This window comes from Ventrimonas faecis (assembly GCF_040096075.1).
Classification (GTDB): Bacteria; Bacillota; Clostridia; order Lachnospirales; family Lachnospiraceae; genus Brotaphodocola; species Brotaphodocola faecis.
On sequence record NZ_JBBMFJ010000035.1, the window covers coordinates 16602 to 32244 of the forward strand.

General features: G+C 50.6%; 16 protein-coding genes and 1 pseudogene. All 17 read left to right on the forward strand.

Annotation, left to right across the window (positions count from 1 at the left end):
* Window positions 1–60: 60 nt before the first annotated feature.
* The 17 genes and pseudogenes from WMO41_RS13830 to WMO41_RS13910 all read left to right on the forward strand — a co-directional run bounded on the left by WMO41_RS13830 (window position 61) and on the right by WMO41_RS13910 (window position 15367).
* The gene (locus WMO41_RS13830) at window positions 61–660 is read left to right on the forward strand and encodes a hypothetical protein (protein ID WP_349230265.1); all 600 of its coding nucleotides are present in this window, start codon (window positions 61–63) and stop codon (window positions 658–660) included.
* An 18-nt stretch (window positions 661–678) separates the two neighbouring features.
* Window positions 679–2001, forward strand: a complete 1323-nt coding sequence (locus tag WMO41_RS13835) for a hypothetical protein (protein WP_349230266.1) — start codon at window positions 679–681, stop codon at window positions 1999–2001.
* Window positions 2002–2016: 15 nt separating this feature from the next.
* A complete protein-coding gene (locus WMO41_RS13840) occupies window positions 2017–2961 on the forward strand; it encodes a hypothetical protein (RefSeq protein WP_349230267.1) in 945 nt (314 codons plus the stop codon).
* A gap of 10 nt (window positions 2962–2971) precedes the next feature.
* A complete protein-coding gene (locus WMO41_RS13845; protein WP_349230268.1) occupies window positions 2972–3850 on the forward strand; it encodes a DUF3137 domain-containing protein in 879 nt (292 codons plus the stop codon).
* Window positions 3851–3864: 14 nt separating this feature from the next.
* The gene (locus tag WMO41_RS13850; RefSeq protein ID WP_349230269.1) at window positions 3865–4059 is read left to right on the forward strand and encodes a hypothetical protein; all 195 of its coding nucleotides are present in this window, start codon (window positions 3865–3867) and stop codon (window positions 4057–4059) included.
* A gap of 38 nt (window positions 4060–4097) precedes the next feature.
* Window positions 4098–4634 (forward strand): DUF3592 domain-containing protein, encoded by a 537-nt coding sequence (locus WMO41_RS13855; protein ID WP_349230270.1) that lies wholly within the window; start codon window positions 4098–4100, stop codon window positions 4632–4634.
* Window positions 4635–4955: 321 nt separating this feature from the next.
* Window positions 4956–5381 carry an RNA polymerase sigma factor gene (locus WMO41_RS13860; RefSeq protein WP_349230271.1) on the forward strand — a complete coding sequence of 142 codons (426 nt, stop codon included), beginning with the start codon at window positions 4956–4958 and terminating at the stop codon, window positions 5379–5381.
* A complete protein-coding gene (locus WMO41_RS13865) occupies window positions 5374–5601 on the forward strand; it encodes a helix-turn-helix domain-containing protein (RefSeq protein ID WP_349230272.1) in 228 nt (75 codons plus the stop codon). Before WMO41_RS13860 ends, WMO41_RS13865 begins: the two co-directional genes overlap by 8 nt.
* A gap of 291 nt (window positions 5602–5892) precedes the next feature.
* A complete protein-coding gene (locus WMO41_RS13870) occupies window positions 5893–6195 on the forward strand; it encodes a transposon-encoded TnpW family protein (RefSeq protein WP_349230273.1) in 303 nt (100 codons plus the stop codon).
* A 140-nt stretch (window positions 6196–6335) separates the two neighbouring features.
* Window positions 6336–7428: pseudogene (locus tag WMO41_RS13875) on the forward strand (recombinase family protein).
* A 1400-nt stretch (window positions 7429–8828) separates the two neighbouring features.
* A complete protein-coding gene (locus WMO41_RS13880; RefSeq protein ID WP_349230274.1) occupies window positions 8829–9059 on the forward strand; it encodes a helix-turn-helix domain-containing protein in 231 nt (76 codons plus the stop codon).
* Window positions 9056–9601 (forward strand): RNA polymerase sigma factor, encoded by a 546-nt coding sequence (locus WMO41_RS13885; RefSeq protein ID WP_349230275.1) that lies wholly within the window; start codon window positions 9056–9058, stop codon window positions 9599–9601. The genes WMO41_RS13880 and WMO41_RS13885 overlap by 4 nt, the downstream gene beginning before the upstream one ends.
* Window positions 9588–9944 carry a DUF4179 domain-containing protein gene (locus WMO41_RS13890; protein ID WP_349230276.1) on the forward strand — a complete coding sequence of 119 codons (357 nt, stop codon included), beginning with the start codon at window positions 9588–9590 and terminating at the stop codon, window positions 9942–9944. The genes WMO41_RS13885 and WMO41_RS13890 overlap by 14 nt, the downstream gene beginning before the upstream one ends.
* Entirely contained in the window at window positions 9928–10551 is a 624-nt protein-coding gene (locus WMO41_RS13895; RefSeq protein ID WP_349230277.1) for a histidine kinase, read from the forward strand. Before WMO41_RS13890 ends, WMO41_RS13895 begins: the two co-directional genes overlap by 17 nt.
* The gene (locus WMO41_RS13900; protein WP_349230278.1) at window positions 10548–11192 is read left to right on the forward strand and encodes a PrsW family glutamic-type intramembrane protease; all 645 of its coding nucleotides are present in this window, start codon (window positions 10548–10550) and stop codon (window positions 11190–11192) included. Before WMO41_RS13895 ends, WMO41_RS13900 begins: the two co-directional genes overlap by 4 nt.
* 159 nt (window positions 11193–11351) lie before the next feature.
* A complete protein-coding gene (locus tag WMO41_RS13905) occupies window positions 11352–11678 on the forward strand; it encodes a hypothetical protein (RefSeq protein WP_349230279.1) in 327 nt (108 codons plus the stop codon).
* Window positions 11675–15367 carry an N-acetylmuramoyl-L-alanine amidase family protein gene (locus WMO41_RS13910; protein ID WP_349230280.1) on the forward strand — a complete coding sequence of 1231 codons (3693 nt, stop codon included), beginning with the start codon at window positions 11675–11677 and terminating at the stop codon, window positions 15365–15367. The genes WMO41_RS13905 and WMO41_RS13910 overlap by 4 nt, the downstream gene beginning before the upstream one ends.
* Window positions 15368–15643 lie beyond the last annotated feature (276 nt).

Consider the following 15643-nt stretch of genomic DNA (forward strand, 5'->3'; position numbering starts at 1 on the left):
ACGACTTCAGCGGCTTCGAGGGGTATCTGGCTGGGCGAAGCGAACAACGACTACGACTCTATGGAGTTCGATGCCGAGGGCAACTGGACCCTCTACCTCAGCGGCGAAGTGATGGATGACGGTTACCTCCGCTATGAGCCGGAGTGGGAGGCTATCTATGCCTACAGCAACCTGGACGATTCCGGCAGCCGCATCGACATGGAGGACGGCCAGCTCTACAGCGCCGCTTACGGCTACTTCAACTACGGCGAAGGGATGGAGTACCTCTGGCATGAAGACGACGAGCCTGATCCCTCGGGGGACGATGTGTCCGACTGGAACGGCCGTTTAGACGGAAACCCGGACTCCTACTGGAGCTGGGATTCCGACCTCTGCCAGCGGAATGTCTCGGAATTCAAGGGCATTTGGTACTATGACGGCGACCTCTCGGCTGAGACCTATATCGTCATCGACGGTAATGGGAACTGGAGCTATTACCAGCGCGCTCCCGGCGCTGAGGCCGCGGAAATGGACTACGGCACATTCTCCTACTCCACGGACGAGGTGAGCACTTATTACGCCGATTCCACCCTGTATGACGGTGTGTCGTACCGGGTTTTTGAGTTTGACGAGGATGCTCTGGTCTGGGGCGATGAGGGTGTTTACTACCTGATGGAGTGATAAAAAGGAAGGAGAACCATGAAGAATCGATGGAAACATATTTTTATCCCTGTGCCGGCCATGGTGATCTGCCTGAATCTTGCCGCCTGCGGCGATTCCGGCGATGTCGCGGGAGATGACTGGCGCGCCACCGGCGTGGTAGTCGGCAGCGGCACCATCACCCACAACGGCGAAAGCGTGGACGTGCTGGTCACGGTGAGCGAGAGCAGCGCGGCCTTCTACCGGGATCTGCCGGAACAGGTGCTGTTTGACAGCGTGTCCTTCCCCATGAACATCCCCGACGCAGCACAGGCCTTCAACGCCATATCCTTTGAGGATATAGACGGAGACGGAGAAAGTGATGTCCTGGTGAGCTTTATCCACGAAAATGGGGACGCCACCGAGCTTAGCTGGATCTGGGACCCGGCGGAGCGCTACGTCTTCCGGGAGGATCTCTCCACCGCTGCCCTTAGCGGCGGTGACCTGAGCGAGTATGTGGGGCTTTGGGAGTATCAGGGGGAAAACCTATGGCTGCGCATCCGCGAAGATGCCACATGGGAATTTGTAAATGATCAGGATGAAGTGAGCGAATACGGTACGCTTTGGGTGGATGAATATGGAATCACGCTCCACTTTGACGGCAGCGGCGACACCTTGCAGCTGGACCGCACCGTCAGCGGTGACCTGATGGACATTACAAACGGCGGATCTCTCTTCCCGGTGGAGGGCATCCAATCTCAGCAGCCGTACTTCACAAGAAACGGTCTTGAGATCAATGCCGCCGTGGAGATGGGGACATTCCTGCTGGGAAATGGGGTTTGCAGCTATTCGGGGCTTGGCGACGGCTATAACACCGCCGACTGCTATTGGGAGATCACGAAGAACGGCGACTACACCCACGACGGCATCCGCGAGCTGCACTTTGACGCCATCTGCTACATTCCGGAGGACTCCATCCCCAACTTTGACCAGCAGTATACGACTGTCACCAGCAGTGAGCTATATGACTTCTACACCGGTATGTGGCTCACCACTTCAACGGCCTACGGCAACAGCCAGCGCGGGGACAACTATTATCTCCACACTGTCAGCTGGCAGGAAAACAGCTATCTCATTGAATTCGCCTACTCAACCAACTGGCAGTACAACGTGGGCGACTGGGCGCAGGTTTTGACCAAGAGCTATTCCGTCTATCTCCCGGAGGAGTATAACGGGCTCGTCTTTGCCGCCGAGGCACAGCCGGGCAGCTACAAGGACACTGCCAAACGTATGCAGCTCGACAGCATTTCGCCCGAAGCTGCCATCATGGATATCGACACCGTTGACCCTTACAGCAGCCTATATTTCAGCCTTTGCTACTAATGAGGAGGGACAGCTATGAGAAAGAAACGCAATGACTTTGACGCGGTGGGCGCCGAGCGCATGACCGACACGGAGCTGTCAAAAAAGCTGGGAAGCTATCAGAGAACGGAGAGCATCGGCATATTGCTGGGCGTTATTCTGGTAATCACCGGGTGCATCATGACGTTTGTGTATCGCAATATCATTGTGATCTGCATTCTGGTCTTTGCCGGTGTGGCGCTGTTCCTGCTGGTGGCACAGCCCGCCCAGAAAAAGAAAAAAGCCCTGATGCAGCAGCAGCTGGGCGGCTTCTTCCGCACGGAACTGACAAAAGCCTTCGGTCCGGAGCCGGAGCCGGCCACGCTGCCCATCGACTGGGCGTACCTGGAGGCGGCAAAGCTATCGGTGGTCTCCTTTACGGAGTGTACTGTGACGGACTTCCACGAGGGCGAGCACAAGGGGCTGCGGTTCTCTGCGGCTAACGTGGAGCTGCGCCGCACCGTGGAGGAAAAGTCCGGTCCCAACAACGACAACTGGATGACCCGGACCGAGACGCTGTTCCGCGGCATCGTGGTCCGCTGCAAGGACATCTGTGACCCGGCGCTGGACATCGCCCTGAACGACATGTTCCAGGAGAGGAAGAAGGACGACATCACCGAACCTGCCGCCTTCCGGAAGCACTTTTCCGCTCATACGGCGGATGACCGGGAGGCGGACGATCAGGTCACACCGCAGCTTCGTGATCTGGTACAGAAGCTGGAGGCATCTTCCAGAACTTCCAAGCTGTGCGGTCTTATCCTCCGTGACGGCGATCTGGCACTGGCCCTGAACACCCGGTATGTGTTTGCGGGCATTCCGGAGGAATTGGATCTGCGGGACATCGACGGCATCCGCAAGTGGTTCACCGCCTCGCTGGCCGGTATGGGAAATCTTCTGGATCTGATAACGGAAAGTCCCGCTCTGACCGGCATAATAGAATAAGGAGAAGAATATGGAAGAAAAGAACAGAAACATGACGGATGAACATCTGTCGCGGCAGCTTCGCAAAAGCAAGAGCGGCAAATTGGGCGGAAAACTCCTTTCGCTGGTGGGCGGTGTGGTCGCCATCGCAGGCATCATTCTGGGCGGCAACATTGTGCTGGTCGTCATCGGCGGCGTGATCCTTGGCCTGGGGCAGATGGTGCAGGGCAAGTCCAAAGGCAATGCAAACCAGCAGGCCTTCGAGACCATTGCACCGGACATCGTAAGCGCTGTCTTTGAGAACGTACAGATGAATCCCACCCCTCACCTTTTAAACGCGAAGGACACAAACATTCCCCTGCCCAGCCACACCTATTGCAGCGGCAGTGGGTATATCCGTGGAACCTATCAGGGACTGACCACGGAGCTGTGTACCATCCGGCTGACGGAGGTAAACGAGTTCCAGCGTGAAGAGACCGGTCTGTGGGAGAAAAACGAGCAGGAGGTCTATACCGGTCAGTGGGTACTGTGCGAGCTGAACCGGGAATTTCCCACATGGCTGACCATTTGGCCGAGAGAAAGGCTGGATAAGCTGTTCAGCGCCAAAACCATCAAAACAGGCAGCGAGGTCTTCGACAAACGCTTCAATCTGAGCAGCGACGATGAAGCGGCAGCCCTTCGCATCCTGACCCCCAGCCAGATGGAGCGGATCCTGGCGCTGGCAGATTCCTCCTTCGGCAAATTCGCCGTAAACATCAACCACGATGGCAGGATGTATCTTGCCGTTCACAGCGGACGCGGCTTTTTTGATATCGGCAAGGGTCGCGAGACGCCGGAGCTGCTGCGTCAACGCTTTACCCGTGAGCTGCAATGGTTTACGGATATGATCGACGCATTTCGCGATGTGTAAAGGAGGTGGACAATATGCCTCTTTGGCTTGCTGTGGTGCTGCTGGTGCTGTCGCTGCTGGGAATTGTCCTCTCCCGCCGTTGCTTGCGGAAACCGGTTCAATCGGTTTGTGTCGTCCTCTGCGTTCTGCTGGCAGTAGCCTGCGCCGCTTATATCGGGCTGACCATCTTGTTTGTAGATGCCGTGAAGAACCAACCACCGGTATCATAAAAGGATATCTCCGCCCATGGCGGCGGGATGGAGAACGTATGAAGAGTATCAAAGTTATCGTGATCGGTTTCATTTTTGCAGTAGCGCTTGTGGCATGGCCCGCAGGATATATGCAGTATATCACAGCGGGCATTGGCTTTCTCCTCGCGGCCGTGCTGATAGCATGGCTTGGTGTCCGTCGTCGAAAAAGCGCACAGAAGGAATACGAGGATGACGTGCGGCGGTACACAGGCACCACGATGATGAAGGTGGTATGGATCGAGGAATCGGCCGATAAACGGTGGGCACACCAAAAGGACGGCAGTGATCGGCTGCGCCGGGAGACGTACTATCTGCCGACCTATGAGTACACAGTGAATGGCACGACCTATCGGTACTCGAGCCGTCAATCGCTGTCCGGCAAGCGAGATCTGGGGCGGCAGGTGATGGGATACTATGACCCGGCTAAGCCGGAACGCATTACGGAAAACAGACCGCGAAAACCTGTCCTGGGCGGATTCCTGTTCTTCTTCGGAGCTCTAATCCTGCTGTTTTTCGGGATCATGACATTCACTGGAAATATCACCATTTCCTGATATCAAGCATGGAATATCCCCTTTGATCTGTAAATGAATACAGGGGGTTCCTACATTGTGTTTTTGCGCCTGACTGCGTTTTGCAGTCAGGCGCATTTTAATTATAGCTTTTTCTATTTAAATTCATGCGGCTGTCGCTCCCCGCCGCCCTTTCGTTCTGTAAAAAATCACCGGAATAGGACGAAAGGAGCGTAGCATGAGCCGCGAAAAAATATTTTTGAGAAATTTCCGCAGAACTGGCCAAAAGGGGCATTTGGAAAACCAGTAAGGGGTGAAAGGGGAAACCACGACCTGCCTTCCGGCGCGAAGGGAGGTGAGAAAATGGACCTTGAACACCATTACCGGCACAAGCAGCACACCTTCGATGCGTTCTGTAAAAGGACCATCCGAAATGAGTCTGCTAACGCTTTCCGTCAGGTTCGCGTCCAGCGGGACCGCTTCGTGTCCCTGAGCGATCTGTCGGATGAGGGCAGCGAGGCGCTTGCGACCTATGACCTCTATCCGTGGGGATACACATCCTTCCCCGTGGACGGCGATGTGATCCTCATTAAGGACGACAGGCTGGCTGACGCGCTGACCGCCCTGCCTCAGAGATTCCGGGATATCTTTCTGATGTACTGGTTCCTGGAGCTGGCAGATCGGGAGATAGGCGAAAAGCTGAGCCTTCCCCGGAGAACGGTCAATCATCGCAGGCAGCAGGCCTATGAGCTGCTGAAAGAGCTGATGGGAGGTGACGCAAATGAGTAAGCACAAGCTGATCCCGTATCCGGTGATCACCGCCGCTGTGCGGGGCGCCCCAAAGGCGGTGAACCAGGTGCTGGATCACTATTCCGGCTACATAGCGGCTCTGTCCATGCGCAGAGGGTATGACCAGAACGGGAACCCCTGCCTTGCTGTGGACGAGGAGATCCGCCGTCTAATTGAGACGAAGCTGATTGTCGCCATCCTGAGTTTCGACCTGAACTGAACCCAGGCGGGTCTTAACCGCGCGCACCCCTTTCCGTGCGGCTGAGCCCTTTACTCCTTGACAAAGAAAGCCCGGAAAATCCCGGCGCAGCATAGAGCAGACGGATACATTACCGTCTGTGCGGAGCCATACGGCCGGCGCGCCATGACCCTCCAACGAGGCGAGCGATACCCACCGGGCCGCAAAGCGGGCAAGGCAGCCCGCGGGCCACGATGCACAGGCGGGGCGATACTCCCTTGCAGTCACAGTCTGGGCGTGCAGCCGTATTCAGGCGGTGAGGCGTCGCAGGCAATGAGCAGGGCCGCGCGGGGGTGGGATCCCCGTGGAGCTGAAAAGCCATTCAGCCATCCGTTTCTGCTGTTCTTTGTAAGCTATCAAAACATGATTTGTTTTCAGACGATTAGAAAGGGGCTAACTATGAAAACGACCGTTTCATCTGAAAAGAAATACGCCCCGCCGAAGCGGAGCGAAAAACAGATCGGCAACACAACCTTTATCGTCAATTCCTTCTTTTGGGAAAAGGACGGTGAGGGTATTGCTGTGAAGCTGGAACGTCTGATGAAAGCGGACGTTCAGAAAGAAGCGACAACTTAATTCTCCCAAACAGGCAGACAGGGACAAAAAGACGCGGTATAATGAAGGTGACTTCAAAACCGTGTTTGACTGCCGGATGGGAGGTTACTATGTATCATCAGTCAAACACCGCTGCCGCGCTTCAATTCCCTTACAACGCTATGAGCGTCGAAGCTGTTACCGCTTTGTACTGCCGTTTGTCACGCGACGATGAATTGCAGGGCGACAGCAACAGTATCATCAACCCAAAAAAAGATCCTTCAACGCTACGCACTTGACCACGGCTACAAAAACTATCGCTTTTATATTGATGACGGCATTTCGGGTACGACGTTCAACCGCCCTGGTTTCCAGCAAATGATTGCGGATATCGAAGCCGGCCTTATCAATCGGGTTATTATCAAGGATATGTCACGCCTAGGCCGTGATTATCTGCAAGTGGGCATGTATACCGAGATCATGTTCCCGGAGCATGACATTCACTTTATTGCTGTCAACGATGGTGTGGACAGCACCCAGGGTGATAATGAGTTCACTCCTTTTCGGAACATCATCAATGAGTGCTATGCGAAGGACACCAGCAAGAAGATCCGTGCCGTGATGAAGGTCAAGGGCAACGCCGGCGAGCATCTGACGACCCTGCCGCCCTATGGCTACATGAAGGCTCCTGACAACAAAAAGCTGTGGGTCAGGGACGAGGAAGCCGCAGCGGTGGTCTTGGAGGAATTGATTCTGGAAAACCTGCGGGAGATCGTTTCCTTCGCCTCCCGCAGTAAGGACGAGTTTGTGAGGCTGGTCATGGACAGTGACCTGCGGCAGCGTGACCGGGATCTTGCAAAGCGGAAACGGCAGCTTGCCGATTCTGAAAAGCGGATCACAGAACTGGATGCTATCTTCAAGCGGCTCTATGAGGACAACATTTCGGGCAAGCTCTCCGATGAACGCTTTCAGAAGCTCTCTGCGGACTATGAGAAGGAAGAACAGGATCTCAAGGTGCTGACGAGTTCCCTTCGGAAAGAAGTGGAGCTGGAGGAAAGTAAATCGGCGGATGTTGATCGTTTTCTCTCCGTTGTGGAGAGGTACACCGATATCCCGGAGCTCACGCCCTGCATCCTCCATGAGTTCGTGGAGAAAATCATTGTCCATGCGGCCAGCGACCCGAAGGGCAAGAACCGGACGCAGGAGATCGACATTTACTACAAGGGCATCGGAGCCTTGGAAATGTCAAAAGTCACGGCATCAATGGAAAAATGAGAAAACGGTACAGCCGAAGCTATACCGTTCTCTCTTTCCTCACGATGTTTTCTTATCGGGAGCTGCCTTTGGACTGGCACTTAAAGAAAACGTTGTTGTTTGGTTGGGGAAAATATGGCACCATAGTTGTATGGGTGCCACCATAACACGGTAGGCGGTTTGCCCCTCTCCGGAGGGACTGTGATCCTCCGATTACATAGAAACTCGAAAGGGAATCTCATGAAAGGAGGGCTTAGCCAATGACTACGGAAGCTTTGGACTCGGCTATAGAGTTGGCCGGGATAGTAATAAGACACAGAAATAGCCGCCCCATACCCTGCAAAAGTGTGAGCGGCTTTTCTAAGTCAAACATATAAATGCGGGCAACCGTCTATCGGTGGTACCCTTCTAGTTATATATATCATCTGAGGAAAAAATATTCAACCCATTATATGATAGCAATTCTCTTACCAGCTCAATGTCATGTCCATGTTCAAAGTTTCATTTCGAAAACGGATGAACGGACGATATAGTAAGACAAGAGAAATCCTGCTACCAGCGCAAGTCCCCCACCCGACCTAACCATCTCTCCATGACCTCCCATCCGTCAAGCAGAAACTTCACCCATCTATCATTTTCAAAATTGCTCGTTCCAAGAAAGATTTTTGAACGGAGTGGAGATTCCACCTGATTCAAAGCTCATCTTCAACCATGGATCCATAACATACGATTTTCTTCCGGACTTTTTCCGGATCCTTTTCTGCGACAGAGATGTTCTCTTGTTCATTTTCAATTCATGTTCGAACAAAGGAAAATCGAAATTAAAAACGAAATTGCGAAGAAGAGAGAAACCATGGGTAGAGGGTTGTGGCGGAGGAGGGAACAGCATTTCGGTGTCATTTTCCTCATCATCAGAGCAGAACTGACATGGAAAAGATGATCAACGAGAATCATTTTCATACCATACTTCCGTTTCATAACAATGAGAGAGAGATTATCGTGAGAGCCTGAAAGGGCTTTCGTTTGTTGTGTTATAGTCAACTTTGAAATTTGCACTGTCACTATTTTATATTAAAAAAACAGTGTTTCTTTTCGGAGTTGTGTTGTCAATATAAAAAGGATATAATTAATCATGCATATTTGAAGTTTAAGGAGATGGTATGAGGATATTAGATGTGTTTTCATGGCTTCCTGCAAAAGAAATAAACATAGTGGAAACTGAAAAAATATTTTGTGAAAAACAGAAGGTGTTACTAACGATATGTACAAAGTCATTTATGAGATTCCAGATGACGCAAATGCAATGTCCTATGCTTAACTAAATGACATTGTTTCATCTTGAAAAGCATTCGGGAAGTCGTATATAATTTTGACAACGCATGATACGGACAGAGTTTTTGATAAGGGGGTACCCCCTTATCGTGCTTGTAGAATACAAGCACGATAAGTTTAAGAAAGGCGATGGCAAAATGAAAGGTTATCTCTCTATCCGGGAGGCGGCTGAAAAATGGGGTGTGTCGGAAAGGCGCGTTCAACAATATTGCTTAAATGGACGCATCCCCGGTGCGGAGCGTTTTGCCAACGCCTGGGTTATCCCTGACACTGCAACAAAACCTACCGACCCGCGCAAAGATAGGAGGCGGAAAGAATGACCGATGAAGAACTTTACCGCCGCTATCTGGACGGCGATGAAAAAAGCGTGGACGAGCTGATGAAACGATATGAAGCGGCTCTTATTTTATACATAACCGGCTATCTGCACGATGTCCACGAGGCCGAGGACTTGATGATTGAAGCCTTTGCCTATTTGTTTACCAAAAGACCTGCAATCCGGGACGGAGGATTGAAAGCCTATCTTTATAAAACGGCTCGCAATATGGCTTTGCGGCATAAGCACAAATGGAAAATCCATTTCAGTCTGGAAGCACTGGAAGAAGAACCGGAAAGTGAAACACTGGTGGAAGAAGTTATCCAGACGGCGGAACAACGGCGTATTTTACATTTTTGCATGGAGCAGTTAAAGTCAGACTACCGGGAGGCTTTATATCTTGTCTACTTTGAGGGTATGAGCCACGCTGAGGCTGCATATCTGATGGGAAAAGCCGAAAAACAGATTGCGGATTTGGTGTATCGCGGAAGAAAGGCATTAAAAAAGAAATTGGAAAAGGAGGGCATTACAGATGCGAAGTCATGAAGAACGGGTAGCCGCCGTCAAGCAGCGTGTAGCGCAGATCGAACGGCAGAAGCGTCAGCGAAGAAACCGCCTTTTGGCGCTGTCCTCGGTGGCAGCCTGTCTTGCCGTGATCGTGGGCGTGTCCTTTGCCATGCCCGGAATTTCGGAAAAACTGGTTGCCGGAAACTATACAGAATATGAAACAGCGGCGAGTATTTTTGGCGGCAGTGCCGTCGCCGGATATATCATCATTGGGCTTTTGGCCTTTGTCCTGGGCGTGTGCGTAACTATCCTGTGCTTTAAGCTCAAAGCCTTTCAGAAAAAGGATGAGGAAACGGGGGGCGGCGATGGTAGAGTTCATTGATAACCTGACGCAGCTATTAGTTGTGTTGACCGGCTGTATTCTTTCCGGGGTGTTCTACCTGCGAAGCCGCAGACAGCCTTATTTCCTGCTCTGCTGTTTCTACGGCTGTTTTGCGTTCAGCATACTATATTGGCTGCTTTACACAATTCTTGTCACGGACGCGCCGCCTCTGTTCTATGTGGCAGATATAGGCTGGGTCAGCTGCTATCTTTTTTTGCTTCAGCTGCAATACAGCCTTTTGGACAAAGAAGAACGCACGCTGCGAAGCCGTCTGCCGTGGCTTGCACTTGTGATTATAATACCGCTCACCGTGTACTTTATCAGCATAGGCAATGTGCTCTATAACCTAATTGTCGGCGTTTTGATGTCCGCTATGTTATGGGCTGCCATACGGGGACTTATCTGGCAGAGAAAGCATCCGAACCACGGAAAGCGGTTTTTCCACCTTGCCGTAATAGGTTTTATTGCTCTGGAATACTGCCTGTGGCTTTCCAGCTATCCCTGGGTGAGCAATACCCTGACAAATCCCTATTTCTGGTTTGATTTTGCCGTGACTGCTTCGCTCCTCGTGCTGTTCCCGGCAGTGAGAAAGGCGGTGCGGACATGACCTATATTGAAAACATTTTCGTGTGTGTCGCCGCCCCGCTCCTGGTTGCCGCTTTCTGTATGGGCCGCAAATATCTTCGCTTTTTCCTCTTTGCCTTTGCGGGCATGGGAGCCTGTCTGGTGGCGGCGTATGTGAACACTTTTTTTGTTGCGCTCTATGACACAACTGTGTTTCACGCCACGGCAGAGATCGCCCCTGTGGTGGAGGAAGTAATCAAGCTCCTGCCCCTGCTCTTTTATCTGCTCGTATTTGAGCCGGAGCCGGAACAGATACGCCCCGCCGTTTTCACTGTCGCCGTTGGGTTTGCAACTTTTGAAAATATCTGTTATCTGATACAGCATGGGGCGGAACATCTTGGCTTTCTGCTGATACGGGGCTTTGGAACAGGGGCCATGCACATCGTCTGCGGAGCCATCGTGGACTGTGGGATCGTGTATGTCTGGCAGTGCAGATGGCTGAAACTCTCTGGGACGCTGGGACTTTTGGGTATTTCCATCGGATTCCACGGTATTTATAACCTGCTGATCGCCTATGGCGGGTGGGTGCAGTATGTAGCCTACACCCTGCCTGTGCTGGCTGTGGTGGTTGGAAAGATTACGGGAAAGTTTCTTTCATCACTTCCCAGCCATGTGGAAAATTGAATCGAAAACGCGCATTGGGCCGCCATCTGGCGGCTCTTTTTTTATGCCCGAAAAAATTTTTTGAAAAAATTGATTTTAGGGTGCGTAGTTTTTCGATTTTTTGTACCTATATAAGTGAAAGGCTTTTCTTGCCGGAATACCGAGAAAGGAGGAACTGGAATGTATGATACGGCAACCCGTGTGGAAATGGTAAAAAAACGAATACGCCAAAGGCAGCGTGAAATGGAAAAGCACAGAATTTTTGTCTTGTCTGCCATTTGTGTACTATTATCCGCCGCCCTTGCAGGGTTGATGGGAATATTTACGGGGGCTGAACAAATCGCCATACCGGGGCTTTATGGTTCTATTCTGCTTCACGAGAATGTGGGCGGCTATGTGCTGGTAGGGGTGATTTCCTTTACCGCAGCCGTCATTATCACCGTGTTGTGTATCAAATATCGGAAACGAATTAAAACAAACGATTCAAAGGAGGATAAGCGCACATGAAAAAACGATTATTTGCGGCGTTTTTATGCCTGTGCCTGATCGTGTCCATGCTGCCGACGATGGCGTTTGCCGAAGCGGGCGCACAGGACAGCGGCACAACCATCGGCAAAAGCGGGCTGTGTGAACACCACACCCGGCATGACGAAAGCTGCGACTACACCGAGGGGACAGCGGAAATCCACTGTTCCCATGAACACACGGAGGATTGTTATACCCTTGTGACCGAGTGTGTCCACGAGCATACGGCGGAGTGCTACCCGGCAGAAAGCGTGTCGGAGAATACCGCCACCCCGTCCGAACCGGAAGAAGTCGAGCTGACCGAGTGTACCCACGAATGCAGCAAGGAAAGCGGCTGTATTACCAAAGCATTAGACTGCAAGCATGAACACAAGGTGAATGGCGGCGAAGCCGACAGAGAGGGCGGCCTGGGCCGCGACGAAGCCTGTGGCTATGTTCCCGTCACAGAGGGAACACCTTGCACCTATGTTTGCGAGATTTGCAACGCGCAGGACAGCGGGAACCCGGCTGCTCCGTCCGACGCACAGCCGGAAGAATGTACCTGTGAAACCCTCTGTACCGAGGAAGAAATCAATGCGGATTGCCACGTCTGCTCTGCGGAGGGTGTAAAACTGGACGAAGTCTGTACTGGTGAAGCCCCTGTGTCGGTTCGTTCTGGCTCTGCGCATACACATCCTGTTTGCGGCAGTAGTGGAAGCTGTACCGACCCTGACCACGGAACAGAACATACTGATGTCACTTGGACAGAATGGAATGAAACTACTTTCCTTCCTGACAGTGGCGGTAACTATTACCTTACGGGAAATGTTACTCTTTCTAAAACTTGGAAAGCTCTCAGTAAAGAAACAAGTCTTTGCCTGAACGGATATTCCATCACATACGAAAACAGTTCAGATCAAGGTTCTGTTATCAAAGTGCCAAGTGGTGTAACATTGACTATCACGGATTGTACTAATACGCCAGGTAAGATTATCGGTGGTACGGGAACAGAAACACATTATAATACATCAATTCTCAGCGGAGGACATTTTGGCGGTGGCATTTATGTTGAAGGCACACTAAACCTGTATAATGGCAGTATCGAAGGAAACCATATTCCTTCGACGGGTAGGATGCGCTATGATGGCGGCGGCGGTGTTTTTGTAAACGGCAAAAAGGCCTATTTCTATATGTACGGCGGCATCATTCAAGACAACGCAGCTTATACTGCCGGAGCAGGCGTGCTCTGTTACAAATCACAGTTTAATATGTATGGTGGAGAAATTACTGGACATAAAAATCCGGGATATGACGGAGCTGTTTGCTTGGATGAGGGTTCGACCATGACGATGACAGGTGGAACAATTGCCGGAAATACAGATTATAGAGAGCAAATCTATATTAGTAAGGATGCCAAGCTGATTGTAGATGGAAGCAGTGCGGTCATTGCGGAAGAATCTGAGCAATACGCTATTCACGCATTTAACGGCGGCAAGGTGGAAATAAGAAATGGCAGCATTGGAAGTGAAGTAGTCATACTTCAGCAGTCAGAAATGACAATGAGTGGCGGACAGATACTGAAAATCAGAGTTAGCAGAGGCAGTAACTTGACTGTTTCAGGAGGAAAGATACGCGAAGGTATCTCATTGGGCAGTGATGATTCAGACTACTGGGGCTGGGGTACGATTATGCTGTCGGAGGCTCCTGAAATTTCCGGTATTACCTTGATGAATCCCAAAAATGTAATTACTGTGACAGGTCAACTGACATATCTCTCTCCGATTCCAGTGACAAAAAGTGGTGGTGTTTTGACCAGCGGCTGGTCTGCATACATGAACGGTGCAGCAGCGGAGAATTATTTTAACTGCGGAGAATATGAATTACAGCAGATAAATAATGAAATCCATCTGGTAGAAGCAGGAGCACATGAGCATGGCGGAATTTTGTTTGATAAAGACATGCAATCATTTACTCAGGATCAATATGGATACTACATTATTGATGCCGACTCCAACTACTATTTGTCAAACAATTACACAATCGGTGATACAGCAAGCTTTGATCCTACACTCTTCATTGGCAATGGAACAAATGAAGTTACTGTAAATCTCTGCCTGAATGGATATGAGCTTACCCGCGCCGACAGCCCATATGTAGATGGATCTATCATTGTTGTCAGGGAGAATGCGACTCTAAATTTGTACGACTGTAAATCTACCGGTACGATTACTGGGGGAACGGGTCGTACCGGAGAGAAAAACGGCAATACTTACTCCTATGGCGGCGGCATTTTAGTCTATGGTACTCTAAATATGTACGAGGGAACCATCACCGGAAACAGTGCCAATGCCGATGGTGTCACCGAGGGATTTGGCGGCGGTATATATGTGGCAGATGGAAGTGCTTTCACCATGTATGGCGGTAGCATTATAAACAATTCCGCTAAGACTACCGGCGGCGGTGTGGCTGTAGCCGGAGATGGGGAAAGCGTGCCTATGTCAGAGGCATTTGGGTTCAATGAAACGATAACGAATTGGAAGAGCGGTGCAAATGGCGGCGGCAAGATGACGATTAGCAATGATACCGACATCATTGTACAAGGCAATATGACGGGAAATACTGCCAGTAATATTTACTTTCCGGCTTCTGCTCAAAATATGACTGTAAGCAGCCTTCCGGCACAGGGAACGCAAATCGGTATTCGTATGGAAACGCCGGGACAATTCGCAGCAATGGGAACTGGTGTGGATGAAGCACAAGCCCAGACATTTTTTTCAAGTGATGACACCACTTACAATGTTTTGGTGATTGAAGATGGTCTGGCTTTAGGCAAGCAACAAAATGTACCAACTATCGGTATCAACTATCAAACAGAAATGCTGACTGGCTTTGCAAATGACGGCAGCTATACAATAAACGGCCAGGCAGTAATACCATCTGCTGATGGTACGATTGCCATTCAGGAAGAATGGATGGGCACCACTATCTCCATTGTGCGAAAAGGTGATGGTGATACAGTAGACAGCAACGCACAAAATCTGTTGATTCCAGCTCGTCCTGCTGTACCAGATGTGACCGCGGGTATTCGAAAGATCAACGGTGCGGACACTTCTATGGAGTGTAGTTCAGACAATGGTACTACATGGACAGCGTTTACCAATGAAACCATATCCGGAATCAGTGCAGGTACTTATTTGGTACGTTATCGTGCCAAAGCAGATGCCTTTGCTGGTCAGTCTACATCACAAATCCATGTTCACAATTCCAGCGGCGGCGATTCCTCTGGAGGCGGAGGTTCTTCCAGCAGCAAGGGTGGCTCCGGCTACACCACCTGGATATTAGATGATATCGGCTGGTGGTTAAAATACGCCGATGGCAGCTACGCAAAAGGAAGTATCACAACGGATGCTGCAGGCAAACAGATCGAAATCCCGCATTGGGAATTTATCAATGGCAAATGGTTTGCATTTGGTGCAAGTGGTTATATTATAACCGGCTGGCTCTATGATCCGGGATACAAACACTGGTTCTACATCGATGTGAACAAAGGCATGTTGACCGGATGGCAATTGTTTGATGGAAAATGGTATTACTTCAATCCGAGTTCGGATGGAACAAAGGGAAGACTCTTTGCGAATACGACTACACCGGACGGATACAAAGTCGGAGCAGATGGAGCCTGGATCCAGTAAAAGAAAAAGTAGAGAAATAAAATAGGAAACAAGAAAGACAGTCATCGTGGGGTAAACTTACGGTGGCTGTTTTTTTTCGATGAGGATTTTACCTCCTGTTTTTCTCCTTTTTCTTAATATGGAAAATGGAATTTAAGAACAGAGATTTAGTGACAGTGAGGCAGATTTGGAGGTATGGGCAGAAAAATTTACAGCCTCCGCGAGCCTATGAAACTTTTTCTGTAAAATAACCTAAGTAAGGTCCTTCTATGATACAATAAATATCATTAGGAGGGC

Bases quoted from the DNA above. Each gene is read 5' to 3' on its own strand.
- WMO41_RS13855 (WP_349230270.1), top strand. From the start codon at position 4,098: ATGAAGAGTATCAAAGTTATCGTGATCGGTTTCATTTTTGCAGTAGCG.
- WMO41_RS13860 (WP_349230271.1), top strand. From the start codon at position 4,956: ATGGACCTTGAACACCATTACCGGCACAAGCAGCACACCTTCGATGCG.
- WMO41_RS13900 (WP_349230278.1), top strand. From the start codon at position 10,548: ATGACCTATATTGAAAACATTTTCGTGTGTGTCGCCGCCCCGCTCCTG.
- WMO41_RS13870 (WP_349230273.1), top strand. From the start codon at position 5,893: ATGAGCAGGGCCGCGCGGGGGTGGGATCCCCGTGGAGCTGAAAAGCCA.
- WMO41_RS13910 (WP_349230280.1), top strand. From the start codon at position 11,675: ATGAAAAAACGATTATTTGCGGCGTTTTTATGCCTGTGCCTGATCGTG.
- WMO41_RS13905 (WP_349230279.1), top strand. From the start codon at position 11,352: ATGTATGATACGGCAACCCGTGTGGAAATGGTAAAAAAACGAATACGC.
- WMO41_RS13835 (WP_349230266.1), top strand. From the start codon at position 679: ATGAAGAATCGATGGAAACATATTTTTATCCCTGTGCCGGCCATGGTG.
- WMO41_RS13895 (WP_349230277.1), top strand. From the start codon at position 9,928: ATGGTAGAGTTCATTGATAACCTGACGCAGCTATTAGTTGTGTTGACC.
- WMO41_RS13840 (WP_349230267.1), top strand. From the start codon at position 2,017: ATGAGAAAGAAACGCAATGACTTTGACGCGGTGGGCGCCGAGCGCATG.
- WMO41_RS13890 (WP_349230276.1), top strand. From the start codon at position 9,588: ATGCGAAGTCATGAAGAACGGGTAGCCGCCGTCAAGCAGCGTGTAGCG.
- WMO41_RS13845 (WP_349230268.1), top strand. From the start codon at position 2,972: ATGGAAGAAAAGAACAGAAACATGACGGATGAACATCTGTCGCGGCAG.
- WMO41_RS13830 (WP_349230265.1), top strand. From the start codon at position 61: ATGGAGTTCGATGCCGAGGGCAACTGGACCCTCTACCTCAGCGGCGAA.
- WMO41_RS13850 (WP_349230269.1), top strand. From the start codon at position 3,865: ATGCCTCTTTGGCTTGCTGTGGTGCTGCTGGTGCTGTCGCTGCTGGGA.
- WMO41_RS13865 (WP_349230272.1), top strand. From the start codon at position 5,374: ATGAGTAAGCACAAGCTGATCCCGTATCCGGTGATCACCGCCGCTGTG.
- WMO41_RS13885 (WP_349230275.1), top strand. From the start codon at position 9,056: ATGACCGATGAAGAACTTTACCGCCGCTATCTGGACGGCGATGAAAAA.